At 68.0% G+C, this 20606-nt stretch carries 18 protein-coding genes; 5 read left to right on the forward strand and 13 right to left on the reverse strand.

Features of this window, described 5'->3' with window-relative positions; all coding sequences use genetic code 11:
• Positions 1 to 23 precede the first annotated feature (23 nt).
• The 7 genes from NXI30_02060 to argB form a co-directional block, all read right to left on the reverse strand.
• Positions 24 to 1244, reverse strand: coding sequence for an amidohydrolase (locus tag NXI30_02060; GenBank protein ID MCR9092978.1), 1221 nt, complete (start codon positions 1242 to 1244; stop codon positions 24 to 26).
• A gap of 17 nt (positions 1245 to 1261) precedes the next feature.
• On the reverse strand, positions 1262 to 2455 hold the full coding sequence (locus NXI30_02065; GenBank protein ID MCR9092979.1) for a dicarboxylate/amino acid:cation symporter: 1194 nt from the start codon (positions 2453 to 2455) through the stop codon (positions 1262 to 1264).
• A gap of 165 nt (positions 2456 to 2620) precedes the next feature.
• Positions 2621 to 4693, reverse strand: coding sequence for a hypothetical protein (locus NXI30_02070; GenBank protein MCR9092980.1), 2073 nt, complete (start codon positions 4691 to 4693; stop codon positions 2621 to 2623).
• Positions 4686 to 5909, reverse strand: a complete 1224-nt coding sequence (locus NXI30_02075) for an ATP-grasp domain-containing protein (GenBank protein MCR9092981.1) — start codon at positions 5907 to 5909, stop codon at positions 4686 to 4688. Before NXI30_02075 ends, NXI30_02070 begins: the two co-directional genes overlap by 8 nt.
• The gene (locus tag NXI30_02080; GenBank protein ID MCR9092982.1) at positions 5902 to 6534 is read right to left on the reverse strand and encodes a GNAT family N-acetyltransferase; all 633 of its coding nucleotides are present in this window, start codon (positions 6532 to 6534) and stop codon (positions 5902 to 5904) included. Before NXI30_02080 ends, NXI30_02075 begins: the two co-directional genes overlap by 8 nt.
• 135 nt (positions 6535 to 6669) lie before the next feature.
• Complete coding sequence (locus NXI30_02085) at positions 6670 to 7215, reverse strand: GNAT family N-acetyltransferase (protein ID MCR9092983.1); 546 nt, start codon at positions 7213 to 7215, stop codon at positions 6670 to 6672.
• A complete protein-coding gene (gene argB, locus NXI30_02090; protein ID MCR9092984.1) occupies positions 7212 to 8129 on the reverse strand; it encodes an acetylglutamate kinase in 918 nt (305 codons plus the stop codon). Before argB ends, NXI30_02085 begins: the two co-directional genes overlap by 4 nt.
• Positions 8130 to 8265: 136 nt before the next feature.
• Here argB and NXI30_02095 point away from each other — a divergent pair, with 136 nt between their 5' ends.
• Complete coding sequence (locus NXI30_02095) at positions 8266 to 9705, forward strand: sigma-54 dependent transcriptional regulator (protein ID MCR9092985.1); 1440 nt, start codon at positions 8266 to 8268, stop codon at positions 9703 to 9705.
• Positions 9706 to 9892: 187 nt separating this feature from the next.
• On the opposite strand, the gene NXI30_02100 is transcribed toward NXI30_02095, so the two are convergent.
• From NXI30_02100 to NXI30_02110, 3 genes are all read right to left on the reverse strand, one after another.
• Positions 9893 to 10894 carry a hypothetical protein gene (locus tag NXI30_02100; GenBank protein ID MCR9092986.1) on the reverse strand — a complete coding sequence of 334 codons (1002 nt, stop codon included), beginning with the start codon at positions 10892 to 10894 and terminating at the stop codon, positions 9893 to 9895.
• A 206-nt stretch (positions 10895 to 11100) separates the two neighbouring features.
• Positions 11101 to 11571, reverse strand: coding sequence for a hypothetical protein (locus tag NXI30_02105; protein MCR9092987.1), 471 nt, complete (start codon positions 11569 to 11571; stop codon positions 11101 to 11103).
• A gap of 29 nt (positions 11572 to 11600) precedes the next feature.
• A complete protein-coding gene (locus NXI30_02110; GenBank protein ID MCR9092988.1) occupies positions 11601 to 12758 on the reverse strand; it encodes a cytochrome P450 in 1158 nt (385 codons plus the stop codon).
• Positions 12759 to 12929: 171 nt separating this feature from the next.
• Here NXI30_02110 and NXI30_02115 point away from each other — a divergent pair, with 171 nt between their 5' ends.
• Positions 12930 to 13976: an LLM class flavin-dependent oxidoreductase gene (locus NXI30_02115; protein MCR9092989.1), complete on the forward strand. Its 1047-nt coding sequence runs from the start codon at positions 12930 to 12932 to the stop codon at positions 13974 to 13976.
• A 175-nt stretch (positions 13977 to 14151) separates the two neighbouring features.
• Here NXI30_02115 and NXI30_02120 read toward each other — a convergent pair whose 3' ends face one another.
• Both NXI30_02120 and NXI30_02125 read right to left on the reverse strand, forming a co-directional pair.
• Positions 14152 to 16002 (reverse strand): PEP-CTERM sorting domain-containing protein, encoded by a 1851-nt coding sequence (locus NXI30_02120; GenBank protein MCR9092990.1) that lies wholly within the window; start codon positions 16000 to 16002, stop codon positions 14152 to 14154.
• A 289-nt stretch (positions 16003 to 16291) separates the two neighbouring features.
• Positions 16292 to 16927: a glutathione S-transferase gene (locus NXI30_02125; GenBank protein ID MCR9092991.1), complete on the reverse strand. Its 636-nt coding sequence runs from the start codon at positions 16925 to 16927 to the stop codon at positions 16292 to 16294.
• Positions 16928 to 17133: 206 nt separating this feature from the next.
• Here NXI30_02125 and NXI30_02130 point away from each other — a divergent pair, with 206 nt between their 5' ends.
• From NXI30_02130 to NXI30_02140, 3 genes are all read left to right on the forward strand, one after another.
• A complete protein-coding gene (locus NXI30_02130) occupies positions 17134 to 17907 on the forward strand; it encodes a hypothetical protein (protein ID MCR9092992.1) in 774 nt (257 codons plus the stop codon).
• Positions 17908 to 17911: 4 nt separating this feature from the next.
• The gene (locus NXI30_02135) at positions 17912 to 18217 is read left to right on the forward strand and encodes a hypothetical protein (protein MCR9092993.1); all 306 of its coding nucleotides are present in this window, start codon (positions 17912 to 17914) and stop codon (positions 18215 to 18217) included.
• A gap of 187 nt (positions 18218 to 18404) precedes the next feature.
• Positions 18405 to 19736, forward strand: coding sequence for a recombinase family protein (locus NXI30_02140; GenBank protein MCR9092994.1), 1332 nt, complete (start codon positions 18405 to 18407; stop codon positions 19734 to 19736).
• Between the two features lie 147 nt (positions 19737 to 19883).
• Here the strand turns inward: NXI30_02140 and NXI30_02145 are convergent, their stop codons facing one another.
• Positions 19884 to 20591 carry a HEPN domain-containing protein gene (locus tag NXI30_02145; protein ID MCR9092995.1) on the reverse strand — a complete coding sequence of 236 codons (708 nt, stop codon included), beginning with the start codon at positions 20589 to 20591 and terminating at the stop codon, positions 19884 to 19886.
• Positions 20592 to 20606 lie beyond the last annotated feature (15 nt).

The following is a 20606-nucleotide window of genomic DNA, read 5'->3' on the forward strand; positions in this document are numbered from 1 at the left end:
TGGCGACTCCCGTTTCCGGTTCGTCAGCTGCCCCCCGTACGAAGCGCGGCAGGACGCGACGGCGACGTGACCGGGGGCATCGCGTCCGCGAACCGCGTCTCCGACGAGAGCCGCGCGATCGTTCGTGTCAGAAGACCGAGTCCAATGGAGAGGCACTCGTCCGGAAAGCGGTAGTCGTCGTGGTGCAACGCTGCGGCTTCCATGCCGGCTCCGAGTCCGAAGTACACGGACGGCCATCGCAGGGAATAGACGCCGAAGTCCTCGGACCAGGCGAACGGCGCGTCCGCGGTCCGGACGTCGACCCCCCGCGCGCGAGCGCAGTCGGCCAACACGCGCGTGAGGCCCGGGTCGTTGCGGCAAGCCGGGAACGACTCGTGCCAGCTGAGCGCGTGACTGAGTTCGTGTTCGCTCGCGACCGAGACCACGAGCTCCTCGACGGTGCGCTTCAACGGCCGAAGCGAGGCGTCGTCTTCCGCGCGCAGCGTCGCGAGCACCTCGGCATGCCCCGGCGAGAGACCGAACGACGGACGTCCGAGCGAGGCGTGAGTGACCGTGACGATGCGACCTCCGTCGAGGCTCGCTGCGACCTGCGAGAGACCGAGGAGCAGATCGGCGACGGCGAGGGTCGGCGGGCGCGCGAGCTCCGGCTGCGCCGCGTGCCCCGGGATGCCGTCGAGTCGCACGCGTACGCCCGTGGAGGCGCGCGTGAAGAGTCCTTCCCTGACGACGACCGACCCGAGCGGATGCCCCGGCAGGTTGTGGAAGCCGAGGACCGCATCGGGCCGCAGGGTCTCGAACCGCGCATCGTCGACGATTCGCAACGCGCCTTCGCCGGTCTCTTCGGCGGGCTGGAAGAGCAGCACGACGCGCCCCTTCGCCGGCGGCGAGTACCGAAGGATCGGAGCGAGGCCGGCGACGATCGACATGTGCCCGTCATGTCCACAGCGGTGCGCAGCGGATCGCTTCGCGAGTGGTTCCGCGCTCCCGTCCGGCTCGACCGCAAGGGCGTCGAGTTCGCAGCGAACGACGAGGGTCGGGCCCTCTTCTCCGCTCTCGAACACCGCGGCGACACCATGCCCCCCTAGACCGAGCAGGAGCTCGTCCGGCGCGTAGACCGAAAGGAAGTTCGCGATGATCTGCGCGGTGAGCGCCTCGTGACCGGCGGGCTCGGGCACGTCGTGGAGGGTGCGTCGAAGGGTCGCGAGGGAGTCCAGCAGCAGTCGGTCGGGGAGCGCGTCGATCATGGTCGCGAGGATAGCGTTCAGCGCTCTCCCGCATCGCCCACCACGGCGCCGACCGCGGCCGCGCCGACGGCATCCCCCCAGACGTTCACCGCGGTGCGGAAGCGATCGATCAGCCAGTCGATCGCGAGCAGGAGCCCGAGGCCCTCGAGCGGGAGACCGACGGCCTCGAGGACGACGACCATCGTGACGAGACCGGCCTCGGGAATGCCCGCGGCGCCGATCGTCGAGAGCGTCGCCGTCACGAAGAGGGCCACCATCGCGCCCGCGTCGAGGTCGACACCCACGGCCTGGGCGATGAAGACCGCGGCGACCGCCTCGTAGAGCGCGGATCCGTCCATGTTGACCGTCGCGCCGAGCGGAAGCACGAACCGGCTGACGTTCGCGTCGACGCCCGCTTCCTCCACGGCGTCGAGCGTGAGTGGGAGCGTCGCCGAGGAGCTCGCCGTGGCGAACGCCGTCGTGAGCGGCGTGCCCAGATCGCGCGCGTAGGCGAACGGATCGCGTCGAGCGACGAGTGTGAGCACGAGGCCCAGCGTGAGAATGCCATGGATCGCGAGCCCGCCGACGACGGTCAAGGTGAACCACCCGAGCCCGGTCAGCAGCGCGACGATTCCCTCGCTCCCGCCGGCTGCGCCGAGTCGCGCGGCCACTAGGCCGAACACGCCGATCGGTCCGAGCAGGATGATTCCGTGGACCATCTTGAGGATCGCGGCGAACACGCCCTCCACCAGCTCGGAGACGGGTCGACCACGATCGCCGATCATCGAGAGCGCGATCCCGAACGCGAGCGCGAAGAGGATCAGCGGAACGAGGTCGCCCGCCGTCGCCGAAGCGACGAGGTTGGGCGAGAGCAGATTGCGCAGGACGTCCTGCCAATCCGTGCGACCCGCCGCGGAGGTAGCCACGTCCGGCGTCGCCGCACCCAACAGGTCGACGCCCTCGCCGGGCGCGATCACGGTCACGGCGACCACGCCGAGTCCGATCGCACACGCGGTCGTCCCGAGATAGTAGATGGCGGTCGCGGAGCCCAGACGGCCGAGACGCCCCGAGTCTCCGATCGAGGAGACGCCGTGCACCACGGAGAAGACGATCAGCGGGATCACCGTCATCCGGAGCGGCAGCAGCCACAGTTCGCCGAGGATTCCGACCTGCGCCGCCCGCTCGGGCGCGACCCATCCGAAGACGCCGCCGAGCAGAGCACCGGCCGCCATCGCAGCCAGCAAGCGATGGGATCTCGATCCCGCGCTCGCTTCCGGCTCAGCCGTGGACACGGCGCCCCCCTCGCCCGGACTGCCCGCTGCGCCCGTGCGGTGCTCTCGCGCCGCGACCCGCCTCGCGTCCGCCCGCTTCACTCCCACTCGGGATCATCGCCACGCTCACCGCCACTCGAAGTCCCGCCCCCACGTCTCGCGTGCGTGCGTCTCGATCTCGTCGATCGTCTCCTGCGGGACAGCGAAGCCGTCGCCGACCTCGTAGGGGTTGTAGTGGAAGGCATAGAGGTGGGCGGCAAAGTGCTCGAAGGGAAGCGAAGACTCGCCCGGCACCTCGCCATGCCCACGCACGGTCGGTTCGACGTCACGGCCCCAGCGCTGCCGTCCCTCGTTGTTCGGATTGAAGAAGTACACCCGCAAGTCACCGCCGCCGTCGGACGTCACGCGCTGGATCGAGATCGCGTGGTATCCGAGGAGCTGGCCGTGGACGTCGGTCACGAAGATTCCGACCGGGTTCGGATAGATCAGATCGGCGTGGTCTGCGTAGCCCGGATGATGCGTCGCGAAGAAGAGACGGACGAACTCCGCGTAGCCCAGAACGCTCGCGCCGCCGACGTCGAAGATCGACGCGAAACCGTTCGGGACCCAGCGTCCGTAGAGCGCGGGGTTCACCCATTTGTGCGGATCCTCGCCGCGGAGGGAGGCCTGCCGCATCATCTCGTCGTAGATGCGGTCGAGATGCGGCACGAGGATGCGCGAGACCGGGTCCAGCGACGTCGTGTCGAAGACGCCTTCGGCGACGCCCCCTCCGAGTTCGTCGGACCGCAGCGGCCGGCCTTCGAAGGGAATCTCCACGGTCCCGTCCCGCGCGGCGCCCACGAGGTGCTCGAGGAGGTATCCCGGCGCCTGGAGACTCCACATACTGATCGCCCGTGCCGCCACGCACGTCGGGTTCGAGCCCTGCCCCACGCCGAGCGGCTGCCCGAGAACGGAGACGACGCCCGCGATGAGCGCGCCATTCGCCGTCATCCCACTCCCGGAAGGCAAGGGGTCGAGGAGTGCCGAACGGACCTCGCTCCGCAGGTCGATCGTCCCCAGCTTGGCGAGAGAAGTCGCGACCTCCGGGCGTGAGAGCAGAGATCGCTCGAGCATCTGCGAGAGTCCGTGAATCGCGTCACAGGTCGCGGGCGTGATCGCCGCACCGATCAGATTCGCGACCAGCTCCGCGTTCTGCTCGAGGTCCGCCCTGCCCACGTCCGACAGACCGAGTGCGGTCGCGACCCGGTCGACGTCGCGCCGCACGCGGCGGAGCAGCACGGCGTGGAACCCGCTGGAGAGCCCCGTCGAGGCGAGCAGCTCTCCGAGCAGGGACACCTCTGAATCGACCGTCGCGTCTCCGGACTCGACGAGGTGGGCCCGGTAGGCAGTCAGCGAGCCGGCCACTTCTGCACTCGCGGACGGGAAACGACTCGCGCGGACGAAGCGATCGAGGCGCGCACGCGTTGCGTCCGACTCGCCGTCGACGGGAATCGACGTCGCCTGTTGGACGAGCCGGTGCAGCACGTCCACGCGAATCGGGCGCTGGGCCGCACGCTGCTCGATCTCTTCGACGACGCGGTCCAGGAGGCCGTCGGTCGGGATCTCCTCCTCGATCAGGCGAAAGAGGCGACGCGCTCTCGCCATCACCCGCGGCCGGACACGCGCCTCTTCCGTCTCCCCCTCGCCGTAGAGGAGATCGAGATTCAGCTTCATCACGTCCGAGAGGAACCGCCTCGCGTCGTCCTCCGACAGGTGCTCGTTCGCGTACTCCCCAGCGGCGATCGACAGCAATCGAATCTCGCTCAGCGCTTCTACGGTCGGGTAGACGCCTTCGCCGCGCAGCCCGGCGGCGACGAGCTCGGGAACCAGCCGGTCGACGCGTTCCCATGGACCGCCGCGAAAGACGCCAGCAGCGTCGAAGCGGCGGGCGTGGTGCCTGACGAAGCCGATGCTCTCGTCGTCGTCCAGTCCCTCCGCCGCGAGTCGGAAGAGTTCGGTCTGGTAGCGCGCCTTCGCGAAATCCCTCGCGCCTTCGAGATCGTCGAGGGCACGGACGAACGACGAAGCCCAGGCCCCGGTAGCCGGATGCGGCTGCGCTGCGCCGCTCTCGGGCGGCGCTGGTGGCTTGGCTGCCTTCGTCCGGGTATCCGCCGGAGGCGTTCCGGGAGAGCCCGCCGGGTGAGTGGTGGGATCAGACATAGAAGTCGTACTCCTCGTAGTGTTCCACCAGCTCGCGAAGGACCTTCGGATCCTCTCCTGAAAAGAAGATCGTTCCATAGTGATTTCCGAATCCGATCCGTTCGGCGACCTTGCTGGTCGCGGGTTCGAACATGTCGTGGCGCTCGAAGCAGGGGTGCTCGAGCAGAGCCGACGGCATGTCGAGCTCATGGACGCGCTCCTGCCGGGGGTAGACCATCAGGTTGGCCGAGTACCTCGTGGCCTCGGGGGCCGGCGGGAAGAAGCGGTCGAGCTCCTCTTCCGTCGTCTCCGGGCGCGCACAGAGCACATACGCTCCGTAGGCGTTGAAGCCGTGTGCTTCGCTGATCAGGTCGAAGATGTGTCCACCGGGGACGCGCGCAGCGACCTCGCCGAAGTTCAGATCGCCGTCGGCGTCGACGAAGTACTCGGGATGAATCACGCCGTACTCGACCTGGAACGCGCGAATCAGCTTCTCGACGGCCGCCTCGATCCGATCGCGGTATCGATCTAGATCGGGCGACGCGGGAACGATCTGCGAGTAGCCGAGATGGACGTACTCCGTGATGTTCATGAAGCGAATCCGGCCGCGGTGGACGAAGGCCTCGACCGAGAACTCCTGTCCGGAGATGTGGCTCTCCGCGAGGCACGGAAAGGCGTCGTCGGGAAGCGCCGCGACGTCGTCCTCCGAACCGATCACGACATGACCGACGCTGCCCGCCGCGTTGAGCGGCTTCACGTGCACGGGGTCCGAGACGTCCTCGTGGGTCCGCAACATCGCCCGGTTCACGCGGCGGAAGAATTGCAGCGCGTCGTCGCGCGACGCGATCTCCTCGAAGACACCGACGCGAATGCCGTTCAGCTGCGCGTTCCGCTTCATCATCGCCTTGTCGCGGAAGAGGAGCGACCGCTGGAACGAGCGCGGATCTTCCCGCAGGACGCCGTTCACGGCCCCCGCCCATTCGACGGTTTCCTCGTAGAGCGGAACCGCGACGCTCGCACCGCGCTCGGAGAGCCGCTCTGCGAGTCGGCCCGACTCTTCGTTGCGGAGCCCGAAGTCCCAGGACTCCACGGGGATCCCGTCCTTCTCCAGCTGGTCGACGAAAGGCTCCGGGACGACGGCAATGAAGGGAACGTCGAGCTCGGTGGCCGCTTCCATCGTTTCGACGCTGTAGCCGAGGAGCGCGATCGGACGCCGATCGGTCGATGACTCAGACATGATTCGAGACCTCCTCTCGCTGGGAAAGGCCCGCGGCGCGTCGTGCGGACAGGTCCGCGGCGCGCGAGTGCTCCGCGATCGCCCAGCTGCGCGGAGCCGAGGCGGAACGGGCCTCCCTGTCGTCGGCCGGCTCGACGGCGAGCCCGTAGAGTTCGAAGCCCTCCTCGTAGTAGGGAGCGAGCCAACCGTCGTGCCAATCGAGCACCTCGTCGCGTTTCGTGGCGATCCGCTCGAAGCCGAAGCGGGTGTAGGCGCGGGTCGCCCACGTCGCCTCGGGATGCGCGATCAGCACGAGGCCACGTTTGCCCTGGCGTCGGGCGCACTCGGCCGCGTGATCGAGCAGCTGAGGGCCGAACCTGCGTCCGGTCTCGTGCTCATAGACGTAGACGTACCCCAGGTAGAGCCAGTCCCCGGCTTCCTGCGTGGACAGCACGCCGACGGGGTCGCCGCCGGACCAGCCGAGAAAAAAATCTCGCCGGTCGAAATTCTCTTCGATCCACTCCGGACCGACGTCGTGCTCGGACATGTCCTCGGGCTCGAGGAAAGGGCGGTACCAGTCGGCGGTCGAGCGCAGGATGTCCGCCGCGATCGGCATCTCCGCCCGCGTAGCGCGGCGTACGGTCATCCGGTCGCCGCGACGCGCGGCGCCTCGTCGACGTGGGCCGCTGGACCCGGGACGTGGGCCCGAGGCCAGGTCTCGTCCGCGGGGTCGAGCGCGCTCGGAGCGCTCGGTGGTGGGTGTCGTTTCGGCACTCATGTTTCAGTTCTCCTTGGTTTCGGGACTCGGTATTCGGGGGGACGGGGAAGGGATCGGGGGAGACGGAGCGCCGTCGACGACAGCGTCCGAAGCCGTCGGAGCGAACGCCGCACGCTTCATGCGAATCCGCTCGCGACCGTCGAAGCCGCGATGTCGACTCACGGGCCGGAATCCGTATCGCTCGAAGAAGGCGGGCTGCGTCGTGCGGCACCACACGTCGATCGAGCGGGCGAGTTCGTCGCAGAGGAGCGGCTCGAGGACCGCACGTGCCAACCCGCGGCCGCGAAACTCGCGCGCGACGGCGACGGATCGCAACGACAGCGCGCCGTCCTCCGCGGGAAGGAGCGCAGCAGCAGCGACGACGGTCTTCGTGTCCGACGGCGTCGCGACCAGGAATCGGTGGGCGTGGGTACGAATCCACGCCTCCGGCTCCGGGACGCAGTTGCCCGCGGTTGCGCGCAGCAACGCCGAGATGGACGCGGCGTCGTCGCGACGCCCCGCTCGCAAGACGATCGAGGTGTCTGGGATCATCGATTCGAGCCGACTCATGCGCTGATTCGCAGATCGCGCTCGTCTTCGGCGTCCGACTCGATGCGGGTCGCGAGGCCGGCCGCGAAGTCGTCGAAGCCGCCGAGCCGGACGGTCGGCACCCCCGCGCCGCAGCCGTCCGCTTCCGACGCGAAACGGGCCGCCCGGAGCTTCGGGATCATGCCGTCGGTCGCGACGCCCTCCTCGATCAGGTCGTCGATTTCGTCGGTCGAGATCGCGTCGACCGCTCGGCCCGCCGCGTCTCGCAGCGGCCCGGTCGTCACGAGATCGAGCCGGTCCGCCCCGAGCGCGCGCGCGATCGCGCCGGCCGCGACGTCGCCGTTCACGTTCATCACCTGATGCGACGGCCCCCGCGCGATCGGCGCGACGAGCGGAACCACGCCGTCGTCGAGCAGGCGCCAGACTCCGCGCGGATCGACGGTCGGTACGTCACCGACCTGCCCATAGCGCGCGAGGTCGAGGGGCTCGGCGCGGAGCAGGTCGTCGTCGAGACCGCTCAGCGACGATGCCTCGATCCCGACTTCGGCCATCGCGGCCAGGACGCGCGGCGCGACGAGGCCGCAGAGCGCCGCAGCGACGAGCGCAGCCCCCGATTCGGTGGTGACGCGGAGACCGCCTTCGTAGGTGCTGGGCAGGCCCGCCATGTCGAGCAGGGTCGAGATCTCCGGGCTGCCGCCGTGGACGACGACGAGGCGTCCGCGAAGCGACTCCCGTTCCAGCATGAGCTGAAGCGCCTGGATGGCGCCGTGGGGTTCGAGCGCGCTTCCCCCCAGCTTGATCACCACGAGGGGATCGCGGGCGTTCCGGCGGGTGGCGCCGTGCCTCGCACGGCGCTCGGGAACGGGCGGGTCGACCAGCGGGCGAATGGGTTGGGTGTTGCGGTGGGAGTCGAGCCGAAGTTGCATCTGATTCATGGCGGGCTGCATGTGCAGGGCCCGTGCCAACGCCCGAGCAGCCTCTGCACGGATGCTCTCACGAGACGGGACATACTTGGCACCTCGAAAAGTGCCACCCATGGCACTCTCGTCCAGAACGGGTCATAGTTGGCACGTGTCCGAAGCCAATGCCGCCGAGAGCAACTCCGAGAACGTCGTCGTCGTCTTGAATTCGCGCCGCGCGGCGAACTGGCTCGCGCGAGCCGGCTGGGAGACCCGCGAGATCGCCAGCCCGAGCGAGTTCAACGGGCTGCGCGAGGGACGCAGCGCGCGCGTGATCGTCGTCGGGTGTGGCCGCTCTGGCCCCGAACGAACCGCCGAAGTGGTCGAGCAGCTGCACGCGGCGGCTCCACTGGTCGACGTCGTCGTGTGGCGCGCAGGCGCATCGGCCGATTTCGTGCGCGCGAGCTTCCGCGCAGGCGCGCACGACGTGGTCCTCGGGGACACCGCGCAAGCCCTCGTCGAGGCGACGGAGCAGGCCTTCCAGCGGCAGCGCCTGTTGCCGCAGGTCGAGAACCTGAGCCGGGCGCGCCATCGCAGCGGCCGCTTCGAGGGCATGCTGAGCCGAAACGACGTGATGTGGGACATCTTCATGACCATCACCCGAACCGCCGCGACCGAAGCGACGGTGCTCGTGACCGGCGAGACTGGCACGGGCAAGGATCTGGTCGCCCGCGCCATCCACCGACGCTCGGGCCGCGACGGTCGCTTCGTCGCCGTCAACTGCAGCTCGATCCGGCCCGAGATCGTCGAGTCGGAGCTCTTCGGTCACGAGCGGGGCGCGTTCACCGGCGCGAACCAGTCGAAGGAAGGCCTCTTCCGGCACGCGGACGGCGGGACGCTGCTGCTGGACGAGATCGGGGACATGCCGGGAGAGGCACAGCTGAGCCTCCTGCGTGTCCTCCAGGAGGAGCGGATCCGACCCGTGGGCGCGACGAGGGAGGTGCCCGTCAACGTCCGCGTCGTCGCGGCGACCAACGCGCCGCTCACGGACCAGGTGCGCGATGGGTCCTTTCGCGAGGACCTCTTCTACAGACTCGACGTGATCCGCATCGAGATCCCACCGCTTCGAGACCGACGCGAAGACGTGCTGTATCTCTTCGGGCATCTCCTGCGGACGCACTGCAAGCGCTACGGCGTCGACCGCCCCCACCTGAACCAGGGCTTCATCGACCGCCTCACGGAATACGACTGGCCCGGGAACGTGCGACAGCTCGAGAACGTCACCGAGCGGCTCGTTCTCGAGGGCGATCGCGAGACGCTCGCCCCCCGCGATCTGAACCGGGTGCTACCGAAGACCGAGGAGTCCGCGACCGCGAGGCCTGCGAGTGACCGGGTTCCCCAACCGGTCGACTCGAAGCTCGACACGGAGATTCCGCTCGCGACCCACCTGGATACCGCGCGCGAGCGGATCGAGCGCGAGTACCTGGAGGCGGTGCTCACGGAACAGTCCGGGCAGGTACTGAAGGCCGCGGAGCTCGCCGGGATCAGTCGCCGCACCATGTTCCGGAAGATGAAGGAGCACGGCCTGGACAAGCAGGACTATCGCCCTTAGCGCCCCGGGCGATCTGCCCGGGGCGCTAAGGGCGATTCTCAATGCCTGCTCGATCGAGCCGCGTGCACGCCTAGCGGAATTCGAACTCGAAGCTTCCCTGCGGAACCGAAACCGGCGCGTAGAAGACCGGAGCCGGCGCAGGCTCTTCGGGCGGCGGCCCGAGTACGAGACCGCTGACACGCGGGACTCAGACGCTCGCCGCGGACCCCACTGGCTCGGGCTTCGAGAGGCCGTAGACGATCTCGCCGTCCGGCTTCACGTCGTAGACCTCGTAGCCGTTCTCGACCCGGGGCGCGTCGCCGCCGAGGGCGACGGCCACCTTGTTGGTCGCATTGCGCAGCAGGTCGAGGACGAGCTCCACGCGGGCCTCGGGCGAGACGTGCCGGCGGAGCGCCGCGACCCCCTCCGCGTCGAAGCGGGCCGGGCTGGCGAGCATCCCTTCCGAGAAGGCGAGCGCCGCCTTCGTCGCCGGGTCGAGATCGCTCTGCGCCCAGCCATCCACGGCATCGAACGTCGCGTCGTCCGCGCCGGCAGCCATCGCCGAGTGGCTCCGCACCGACTGGCAGACGCGGCAAGCGTGATGGCGCGCACCGAGCAGTCGCACGAGCTCCGTCGTCACGGGGTCGATCGACTGGAGCGCGGGCACGACCCGGATCAGCTCGTCGACCGCAGTCTGGAGCGTGCCCGTCGAAGGCGCATCGGTCGGCCAATCGCTCGCGCCGAAGCAGGCATCGAGCGCGGCCCGCGCACGGGGGAGGAGGTCGGCCGCGAAGAGTGCCTGGGCGAAGGGCACGGCGTTCTCGCCGAGTGCGGCGAAGAAGGCCTCGCGGTGCTCCGGCTGTACGGAGGCGACGTCGAAGGCGATCTGCTCCGCCATCGCGAGCGCCGCGCGTGCGCGCTCGTCGACGCCGTCGTCGCTGCGCCAGGCGGCGGCGGTTTCGAGCGTCCACGGGCTCTCGCCAAGAGACGCGGGCCGGGGCAAGGCGGCGAGCCGGTGCTGACCGGCGATCGCGAGGCGCGCGCGGTCGAAGAGCAGATCGAGCGCTCGGGCACGCAGATCGCTCCAGGGTGCGGATGCGAGCGCGTCGAGGACGGGCGCCTGCTCGGGGGCGTGACACGCGAGTGCGTCGCGTCCGGAGCGGCCGCTCTTCGCCTCGCTCGATTCCGGGTCGGGCGTCGATCGGTTCATGCGCACTCCTCCGTGTGGGACCGAGGAACCTAGAGGACCGGAGGCTTCGACGCACCAACGCGTCACCGGCGCGCGCCGCACGGCGAGCGGGCAGAGGCGAGTCGACCGGAGGCGCGGTGGGCAGACCCGGGCCATGTCGGTCCCGGACCAGGGATCTCCGCGGCCATGGGGGGCGGTCGACTGGATGGAGCGGTGCCGACCGCACCTCAGGGCTCCGGCACGATCTCCTGCAGGCAGAGGCGCAGACCGCAGTACTCGTCGAAGCCGGCCTGCCGGATCGAGAACCGCTCGCCGTCCGAGAGCTGTCGGGCGTCGACCTCGTCTGCCGAGATCGTCTCGCGGAAGAGCAGGCGCCGGCCCTCCGCTTCGAGCGCGGCGACCCGCGCGTCGAGGTCGTTCACGTCGTAGACCACGCTGTAGACGCCGTCTCCATGCTCGGCGAGGAAGGCCCGTGCCGCGTCGACCATCAGGCCGCTCGCGTAGGCGGGCGTCATGATCTCGATGCCGGCGCGCCAGGAGATCAGCACTCGGAGCCCGAGGTCGGGGAGGTCGATCTCGTGAAGGGAAACGTCGAGGGATTCTTCCCAGAAGCGTCTGACCGACTCGAAGCGCTCCGGCGCGACGCACCACACGACGTGGTGGACGCCGCCCGCCGCTACAGGTTCCTTGCGTTCCATCGCTCGCTCTCCCGATGCGGGGGCGCCGTCTAGAGCGCCAGGTGGATCTCCCCGTGCGCGCGAGCCCAGCGTGAATGGATCCAGCCGGGCTCCTCGAGCAGTCGGTAGTCGGGATGTCGTGCGAGCAGCTCTTCGAAGGCGACCCGCGCCTCGAGCCGCGCGAGCGAGGCGCCTAGGCAGAAGTGGAGTCCGTGTCCGAACGAGAGGTGGCGCGTGATCTTGCGCGTCACGTCGAAGCGCTCGGGCTCCTCGAACTCGCGCTCGTCGAGGTTCGCCGCGGCCCAGACCAGCAATACGCGCTCGCCTTCCGGCACGCGGCGACCGTGGAGCTCGAGGGGCCGACGCGTACGTCGCGGCAGCGCCTGAGCCGGGGTCTCGTAGCGGAGCATTTCCTCGACGGCCGCAGGGATTCGATCCGGTGACTCGGCGAGGAGCTTCTGCTGATCGGGGTGTCGCGCGAGGAGCACGGCGCCGTTCCCGATCAACGACGTCGTCGTGTCGTTGCCGGCGACGATCAGCTGGTAGCAGAAGCCCAGGATCTCCTCGTCGGAGAGCGTCTCGCCGTCGAGCTCCGCGGCGAGCAGTCCGCTCATCAGGTCGGCGGCGGGGTGTCGCCGGCGCTCCTCGAGCAACCGTCCGAACTCCTCGTAGATCCGCTGAGACGGCTCCTCGATCGTCTCCGCGATGCTGAGCGAAGGATTCGTCGTGAGCATCCGGCGCGTATGACCCAGGAAAGTCTCGCGGCGCTCGGGCGGGACGCCGATCATCTCGGCGATGATGCGCCCCGGCAGCGGCGTCGCGTAGTCCTCGACGAGCTCGCAGCGATCGCGCCCCGCCAGACCGTCGAGCAGCTCCCGGGCGATCGCGCGCACGCGATCCTCCATCGCGGCGACCCGCCGGAAGGTGAACGCGCGCGAGACGAGCGTGCGCAGGCGGTCGTGGCGGGGTGGGTCGAGGTAGTTGAGCATCGGGAGCAGGCTCTGCGCCTCCTCGATGCCCTCGGTCGTGAGCGTCTCGACGTCGAGGGTGGCGTTCCAGACGTCTTCGAAGCGGGAGATCGCCCAGATCCCCCGCTCCGGGTTGTGGTAGACGGGATGCTCGTCGCGAAGCCGTTGGTAGACCGCGTGCGCGCGGTCCTGGAACTCCGCGACGTAGGGGTCGTAGACGAAGGCCGATTCCTCGCCCATGCGGACACCTCCTCGTGTCGGACGTCCACGGTAGCGGAGAACGCGCCCGACCCAGGGCGCGACAGCGAGCCCCTTCCGGCGGCCGAGCTACCGTCGGAGCGATTGGCTGAAACGCGTTCACGAGGCAGTGCCGGCCCGCGACGCGACCCTCGCCCCCGCTCGGAGCTTTCCATGCGCTTCTCACTCTCGCTCCCGACGATCCGACACCCCGAGCGCGCCGATCCCTACGACGAGACCTTCGCGCTCGCACGTCTGGCCGAAGAGGAAGGCTTCGACACCGCCACGATCGGTCACCATCATTTCCTGCCCGGCAATCAGAGCGACCCCCTGACGTTCATGGCCGCGGTGGCCGCTCGGACGACGACGTTGCGCGTCGGGACCGGGATCTTCCAGCTCCCGGTCCACAACCCCGTGCGCGTCGCGGAGCAGGTCGCGACGATCGATCAGATCTCCGGCGGGCGGATCTCGCTCGGCGTCGGCTCCGGCTGGTGGCCTCTCGAGTATCAGGTGCACGGTTCGAACTTCCGCGAGCGCGGCGCGCGCATGGAAGAGGCCCTGGAGATCCTGAGGCGCGTCTGGACGGAGACCGACGTCGCCTTCGAGGGGCGCTTCTGGAGCTTCCCCGAGCTGACGGTCCACCCCCGCCCCGTGCAGTCGCCACGCCCTCCTCTCTGGGTCGCAGGCGTGGTCGATGCCGCCGTCGACCGTGCGGCGCGCCTGGGCGACGCATGGCTCTGCGGTCCGGTCCAATCCCTCGGTCGTGCGAAGACCTGCCTCTCGGTCTACCGCGATTCGTGTCGGCGGATCGGAAGGGAGCCGGAGTGGATCCTCAGGCGCTTCGCGTGGATCGGAACGGATCGGCGCAAGATCGAGGAGGAGATCCTGCCTCGCTACATCGAGGGGCTGCTCGTCCATTGGCGAGAGTCCGCCGAAGACGACGTCGAGAAGGCGTTGTTCGAGCGACTCGACCGCGGCGAGAAGATCACGCCGGAAGAGATCGCCGGCGACCGGCTGCTCTGGGGCACGCCCGAAGACGTGATCGCGCAGATCGAGCGCTATCGATCGCAGACCGGCTGCCATCACGTGCACGCGGCCTTCGGCGCGGGCATGCCGGCCCACGAGGACGAGTACTCGACGCTCGGCCGTTTCGAGGAGCAGGCGGAGATGATCCGCCTCTTCGGTCGCGAGGTGATTCCGCATTTCCGCGACGGACGCTGAGAGGGACCGCGGGATTCGCGTCTGCTGGGCGGGACGCTGGTCGTCCCGAACGTACCGAGCGGTCATGGCGGAGAGTTGCCGCTGATCCTGTTGGGCGCCTGGTACTTCGCGAGCTTCGTCACGCGCGGCTTCTAGGACGCGCGAATCCGATCGATGCGGAGACGGCGACGGGCGCTCACGTGCGTGCGCGGCGAGCCCCCGCCGTGAGAGCCAGGGCGCCGATCGCGAGTGCGAGGGTCGTGCCCGGTTCGGGCACGCTCGTGTAGCCGAGACGCGCCTGCGGATTTCGCGGAACGAAGATCCCGGACCTCCACTCGTAGTCGATCGCGTAGGGACCGACCATCGCGATCAGCGGATCCGGATCCGGATCGTTCGTTTCGCCGATCGAGAGGTGCCCGCCTTCCGGACCGCGCAGCACGATCTCGCCGTAGGTGTCCGGGAGCGTCGGGAAGGGGCCTCCGTTCACGGTGAAGCTCGGGACGACGGTCCGGGTGTAGACATCGATCGCGTGTGTCGCGCTTTCGAGGAACGCGAGGTCCGAGGCCGCGCGCTGACCGACGTTGTGGGGCACGATGCTCGATCCGGCCACGTAGTCGTAGAACAGATCGTAGGTCCCGGGGATCACGCTGAGGGTCACCTGCTGGTCGCAGCTGCAGCCGAGGGGGATCACGTCGCCTGGCGTCTCGCCCACGAGGCGGAAGTCGCCGCGTTCGTAGGGCGAGGCGGGAAAGGGTGCGCCGTCGAGACGGAAGTCGAGGGTGATTTCCACGGTCTCGACGTCGACCTCGAGGGTCGAGGGGCCGAGGATCCGCACGCGGCGGCGGAGCAGAGCGTCCTCGTTCCAGGGCACGATCGAGCTGCCGGTGACCGCCCGGTAGTGGAGGTCGTAGCCACCCGCGACGACCCAGACCGGATCGAAGTCCGAGGACGTGTATCCGAGCGTGACTTCGTCGCCGCGTTCACCCAGCAAGACGAGGATTCCGTGCTCGTACGCGGACGCGGGAAAGGTCGCGCCGTCGAGCGTCGCGTCGACGCTCGTCTCGTACGCGACCAGGTCGATCTCGCTGAACGACAGCATGTTGGGCAGCGGAGGCGGCGCAATCTCGAGGTCGGTCGCCACGACCGCGCGCTGGTTCCGCGGCACGATCGAGCTCCCGGCACGGTGTTCGTAGACGACGTCGTAGGTCCCGGGGATGACGCGCTGCACGCCGACCGGTACGTGCGTCGGGCCCCAGGGCACGCGGTCGCCGGTCTCGGGATTCTCGAGGGAGAGGTCGCCCCGCTCGTACGCCGAGGTCGGGAACGCCGCGCCGTTCAACGTGGCCGAGACCGCGTGCGAGAACGCCGGGATGTCGATCGCGACGGTCGGGGTCAGGGCGAAGTCCACGTCGGTCGCGATCACGGCGTGGGTGTTCAGCGGGAGCACCGCCCCCCGGTCGTACTCGTAGACGACGTCGTAGCGCCCCGGCAGGACGCTCACGGCGATCGGCACATCGTGGGTCGTTCCGATCCACGACTCGACGCCGCTCTCGACGTTCCGCAGTCGGATCGTCGCCCGCTCTTCGTACTCGGTCGGGAGCGCGCTGCCGTTGAGCGAGAGCTCGAGCACGCCGTTCAACGCGGGCAGGTCGACGTCGACGTCGGACAGGCCGTCGACCTCGATCGGCGGCCCGACCGGCGCCGACGCGTTTCTCGGAAGCACGCCCCCGAAGCTGTAGTTCAGCTCGTAGCGCGGCTGATAGGTGCCGGGGACGAGGAAGAGCGGCCCCCAGTCGGGATCGGCGCTCGTGCCGACCGGCGTCGTCGTCTGCGGCCCGACGATTCCGTCGAGCTGCAGCGTCGCGAGCTCGCTCGCCGAATCGGGGGGCGGCGCGCCGTCCAGAGTGAGCGTGCCGCTCACGGCGACCGCCGGAACGTCGACCGTCAGGAAGGTCGCGATGGGGAGATTCTGCGCCGCACCGGGCCGCGGGAGCGCGATGCAAAGGAGGAGGAACGCGAGGGAGAGTCGGGTTCGAGACGGGAGCATGCGTCGGTCCTCTTGTGCTTGCGGCCGTGGCGGCCGCCGACGAGCAGAGGGTCGGCGAGAGGCGGCGCGGGCTCCGTGAAGCGCTTCACACGGGCGCGGATCGCGCAGGGACGCTCTCCTGCGCGCTGGAGATCGCTCGAGAGCGCCTCGGTTTTCGGGGGGGGGGGCGCGTCACGGCCATGGCCGCGAGCGTCGCCTTCGCAATCGCACCGCGCGGCGGTCCCGAAGGCGAAGAACACGCTCCGTCGTCGGGGCTTGGGCGCCGGAGGCTTCCGTGAGTCCGTGCGAATCAGGCCCCGGGTCGCGTCGCGCCCGGCCCCGCGATCGACATCGCCTTCTGGTAGGCGGGCCGCTTCGCGATGCGCTCGACGTAGGCCTGCGCGTGCGGGAGCTCCGCGACGCGAAGTCCACCGAAGGGCGGGAGTGTCGTCAGATTGAAGGTCACCATGATGTCGGCGCAGGTGAACTCGGACCCCGCGAGGTACTCGGACTCGGAGAGACGCTGATCGAGGTATCGGAGGTAGCGATCGGCTCGTCGCGCGATGAAGCCGGCTGCCCGGTTTTCGCTGCCGTCGACCGGCTCGCCCAGGGCGAGCGACGCGAAGAAGAGCCCCTGAATGTTGTTGTTGAAGTGCAGCCAGTAGAGGTAGTCCTCGTAGGCTGCCTGGTCGGGCCCGATCGTCAGCCGACCGCCCGCGTGGCGATGGCAGATCGACTCGAGGATCACCGCCGATTCGGTCAGCAGTCGCTCTCCGTCCTTCACGACGGGGGCCGTGCCTGCGGGATGCAGCGCCAGGTAGTCGGCCGTGGCCAGACCGTCGGGGCCACGATCGAACCACTCGAGCTGATAGGGCAGCTCGAGCTCCTCCATCAGCCAGACGATTCGATCCGATTGCGAGACCGCGAGGTGGTAGATCGTGATCATCGATACTCCGGTGTTCCGCGGGACGGCTTCAGACGGTCGGGCAAGAGAGTCCGAGATTCGGGGCCCCGTCGCCACCGGTCGTCCGTGGGAAATCGGCATCAGGTGCGCCGTATTCCCGCGAATCCAACGCGACTCGGTCCGGTGGCTTCGTTTTGTTTCATCTGACCCAGCGTTCGACCGAAGCGATCCGCGGAAGGGGGAAGCGCATGGTCGAGATGCTGCAAAGCGCCGCGGGGCTCGGTTGGCTCGCGTGGAATCTATCGTCGCTCTACATCGGGGCCCGGCTGCTCCGCCTGGGTGTCCGATCGGAGAATCCACCGGCGAGATGGATCGGAACCTACCTGTTCTTCGCGATGGGCCTCGCCAGCGTCCTCTATATCATTCCGATGTCGCGCACGGAGATCGCCAGCAATCCAGCGACCACCCTCGACCGGACCTTCATCGCGGGACACTTCGCCGCGACGATCATCGCGAACTACGGACTGCTCACCTTCACCCATCGTGTGTTTCGACGCGACAGCGCGATCGCCGGCTATGCGTCGAGCGGCCTGCTGGTCTGCATGACCGCGGGCGCAATCGGCCATTGCTGGACGACGAGCTTCGACGGGTCGTTCGCGACCGCCTTCGCGGGCGTCTACCTGGCGGTGCCGGTCGTCGGCAACACATGGGCGGCGACCGAGTCCTTCCTCTACTTCCGCATGATGCAGCGGCGCGTCACGCTGGGTCTGGCGGACGCGACGATGGCGAACCGCTTCGCGCTCTACGCGCTCGGCGCGGCGGCCGCCGCGATGCTGTTGGGTGGCAACTGGCTAGAGATGCAGGTCGTCGCGCGACGCGACCCCTCGTCCGTCGCCGGTGTGAAGATGGTGTCCCTAGCCGTGAAAGCGGTCCTGGGGCTCGTCTGCGCGGGCGCTTATCTCCTTGCGTTCATGCCCCGACGGGAAGCGAACCGGCGCGAGCGCGTCGGCGGCGAGGCGTGAGACGATGGCCGAGTCGAAGGTCTTCGCGTGGCTCTGCGAACGCCTGGAAGCCGACACGGATCTCGACCGCCTCGAGGCCCGTGGGACCGTTCGGATCTGCCTGAAGCAGGCCGGACTGATCGCCGCCGACCTTTCGCCGGCACAGGCGGCGACGGTCGTCGAGAAGGTGCTGCCGCAGGAGCTCGAAGCTCGCGGGGTCGCGGAGGCCGACGTCCTCTGTGAACGCCTCGCGCACAATACGCAGATGCTGACCGACGAACGTTCGGAGGCAGCGCCCGACGAGGTCTTCGGTAGCTTGACGCGATCCTGATGCGCGACGCGCGTCCGGCGTCAGCGAGGCCCCTCCGCCGTCGGAGATCGAGTGCCCGAACGTCGATTCGTCGGGCCGCCGGGTCGATCGTCGGGCCCAGGAGAAACGCCGAGTCGCCAGTCTGATCGCGCTAGGCATCTTCGTCGTCGTCAACTCCGCGGTGGGTTTCCGCCTCCTTCGGACCGCCATGAGCAAGGGCGGGGAAGCGACCTGGGCCTGTGGTCTCGGCTTCGTCTTCATCGGCCTGCTCGGCTACCCGCTCACGTCGATCGCCGGCGTGGGCGCGAGGTCCGTGGGCGAGGTCACCGGGGAGCGAATTCGGGACAAGATCGCGGCCTCCAAACGGAAGGGGCTCTGGATGGGCGGACGTGTGCCGCTCGGATACCGGTCAAACGGCCGAACATTGGAGATCTCGGAGTCGGAGGCAGGAATCGTCCGCCGAATCTACGACCTCTACGAAACCGAGAAATCGGTGACACGAGTGGCCGAAGAAGTCTCGCGCCTGGGTCTCAGGACCAAGGTATATGTCGACAAGCGGGGCCGAACGAGCGGCGGAAAGTCGTTCAGCCGCGGGCATATCCATCGTCTTCTAGCGAACCCCATCTACGCGGGTTGTATCAGCCACAAGGGTGCGATCTATGAGGGCCAGCACCGCGCGATCATCGACGTGGCCACTTGGGAGCGGACTCAATCGGTTCTCAACGCCGGGGCACCCGCAGGAGAGCGTCGCAGCAGCCCGAGCCTTCTGCGAGGCAAGTTGTTTGACGCGACGGGGGCTCCCTTCACCCCGAGCCACACCGTCAAGTCCGGGCGACGCTATCGGCACTACGTCTCCCGACCCGCATTGCCAACTGAGACTTCCGACGCATGCTCCTCGATCTCTCGCCTTCCTGCCGGCGATATCGAGAAGCTCGTGTCCGAGACGGTCGCAGAGCTGCTCTCCGACCGGAGGCAGATGAGCGACCTCCTTCGAGGCCAGGGCGTCGGCGCCGCCGTCATCTCCAGCACCCTCGGAGCGCTCTCGAGCTGGCGCGGCAATCCTGTCGACATGGTTCGTCGGGTCGACGTCACGTCCGAGAAGATTTCGATCGAGCTCGATATATCAACGATCGCGCAGCGAGAGATTCCCCTGCTGCGACTCAACATCGCGACTCGAATTCAGAAGCGCCGGAGTACTCGACGAATCGTGCGGAAGGGAGACACTCGATCTAGATCCCGATGCCTCGACCTTGCTCTCTTGAATTCTGTCGCCCGAACACGGTGTTGGTTCGAGGCCATATCGACTGGGCGGGTTCGATCGTTCGCGGAGATTGCTGCGGCTGAAGGAGTGAGCGAGCAATACGTTGGAAAGCTGATGTCGCCTGCCTGGCTGTCGCCAGAGATCGTCGAGGGCGTCGTCGACGGCACCGACTTCATCGAGATCACGACGGAAGCGCTGACGTCGAAGATCGATATCCCAGCAATCTGGGGGAGGCAGCGATTGGCGCTCGAAATCAGGGATTCGGCTGCTGCTTCCTAATCGCCGACCGTTTCCGCTCTAGCGAACTCCACACGCCCCAGTCTCCAGATGGGAATCACAGTGCGGCGCCTGAGAAGCCTTCGCTCGCGAGCTCGCCCTCATTCTAAAGCCGAGTGTTGCGCGTCGAAGTTGATATCAAGCGGCGTCCTATCTTGCACTACCTGCGACTATCCTGACCCACGGATACAGACCGGTTTGCACTTCGAGATGGTCCCGAACTCGATTGGACGATACCGACGACGCCCGAATGACGGCATCAGAGGATTTTCGGACGTAAGCTTTGTGGACGGCCGCACCTTCACTCACTCTGTGGGCGATAGCGCCGCGCCGAGTAACCATTTTCTCGAACTTGTCGAGTACATCGGCGTTTGAGTTCTTCGCCCAGCTCCATTTCTTCGACAGCTTGTCAAGACCGATCAGGTCCGAGAACATCTCGTCGATCTGCGCTGGTCGTGGAGTGTTGAGCCTTCCAACGTGGCGCTTGAGTGTTGTGTGTTTGTGGTTGACGAGGACCTTCTTCCAGTTGTCCCCGGCCAGCTCCCATACCTTCGTTTCGTCTGGATGGCTTCTGAGTTCGCGCGTGGCTGCGACTCGCACTTTGGTGGGAAAGACGCTTGGGTCGTTTGCATTCGCAAGTAGGAACTCGAACGCATTCGTCGCCAGGTCTTCTACGAATGCTTCCCAGCACGCGACTAACAGAACCAGCGCGCTCCGGTTCAACACCTCAACCTTGTATTTGCGCCCAACTGTCTTTCCAGCGATCTCGGAGTGAATCTCGAGAAGCCTGTCGACCTCAGCAAGGTTGCTTTTCAGCTGATCGATATGCGCGGGATGTACGATTTTGCTGGGGGCCACGTGGAATGCCCTGTA

The organism is bacterium (assembly GCA_024742285.1).
GTDB lineage: Bacteria > Myxococcota_A > UBA9160 > UBA9160 > UBA4427 > UBA4427.

Coding starts and splice junctions, on each gene's coding strand:
- NXI30_02075 (MCR9092981.1), bottom strand. CDS start 5,909: ATGTCTGAGTCATCGACCGATCGGCGTCCGATCGCGCTCCTCGGCTAC.
- NXI30_02130 (MCR9092992.1), top strand. CDS start 17,134: ATGGTCGAGATGCTGCAAAGCGCCGCGGGGCTCGGTTGGCTCGCGTGG.
- NXI30_02140 (MCR9092994.1), top strand. CDS start 18,405: ATGAGCAAGGGCGGGGAAGCGACCTGGGCCTGTGGTCTCGGCTTCGTC.
- NXI30_02125 (MCR9092991.1), bottom strand. CDS start 16,927: ATGATCACGATCTACCACCTCGCGGTCTCGCAATCGGATCGAATCGTC.
- NXI30_02060 (MCR9092978.1), bottom strand. CDS start 1,244: ATGATCGACGCGCTCCCCGACCGACTGCTGCTGGACTCCCTCGCGACC.
- NXI30_02105 (MCR9092987.1), bottom strand. CDS start 11,571: ATGGAACGCAAGGAACCTGTAGCGGCGGGCGGCGTCCACCACGTCGTG.
- NXI30_02120 (MCR9092990.1), bottom strand. CDS start 16,002: ATGCTCCCGTCTCGAACCCGACTCTCCCTCGCGTTCCTCCTCCTTTGC.
- argB (MCR9092984.1), bottom strand. CDS start 8,129: ATGAATCAGATGCAACTTCGGCTCGACTCCCACCGCAACACCCAACCC.
- NXI30_02135 (MCR9092993.1), top strand. CDS start 17,912: ATGGCCGAGTCGAAGGTCTTCGCGTGGCTCTGCGAACGCCTGGAAGCC.
- NXI30_02100 (MCR9092986.1), bottom strand. CDS start 10,894: ATGAACCGATCGACGCCCGACCCGGAATCGAGCGAGGCGAAGAGCGGC.
- NXI30_02115 (MCR9092989.1), top strand. CDS start 12,930: ATGCGCTTCTCACTCTCGCTCCCGACGATCCGACACCCCGAGCGCGCC.
- NXI30_02080 (MCR9092982.1), bottom strand. CDS start 6,534: ATGACCGTACGCCGCGCTACGCGGGCGGAGATGCCGATCGCGGCGGAC.
- NXI30_02085 (MCR9092983.1), bottom strand. CDS start 7,215: ATGAGTCGGCTCGAATCGATGATCCCAGACACCTCGATCGTCTTGCGA.
- NXI30_02070 (MCR9092980.1), bottom strand. CDS start 4,693: ATGTCTGATCCCACCACTCACCCGGCGGGCTCTCCCGGAACGCCTCCG.
- NXI30_02065 (MCR9092979.1), bottom strand. CDS start 2,455: ATGGCGGCCGGTGCTCTGCTCGGCGGCGTCTTCGGATGGGTCGCGCCC.
- NXI30_02110 (MCR9092988.1), bottom strand. CDS start 12,758: ATGGGCGAGGAATCGGCCTTCGTCTACGACCCCTACGTCGCGGAGTTC.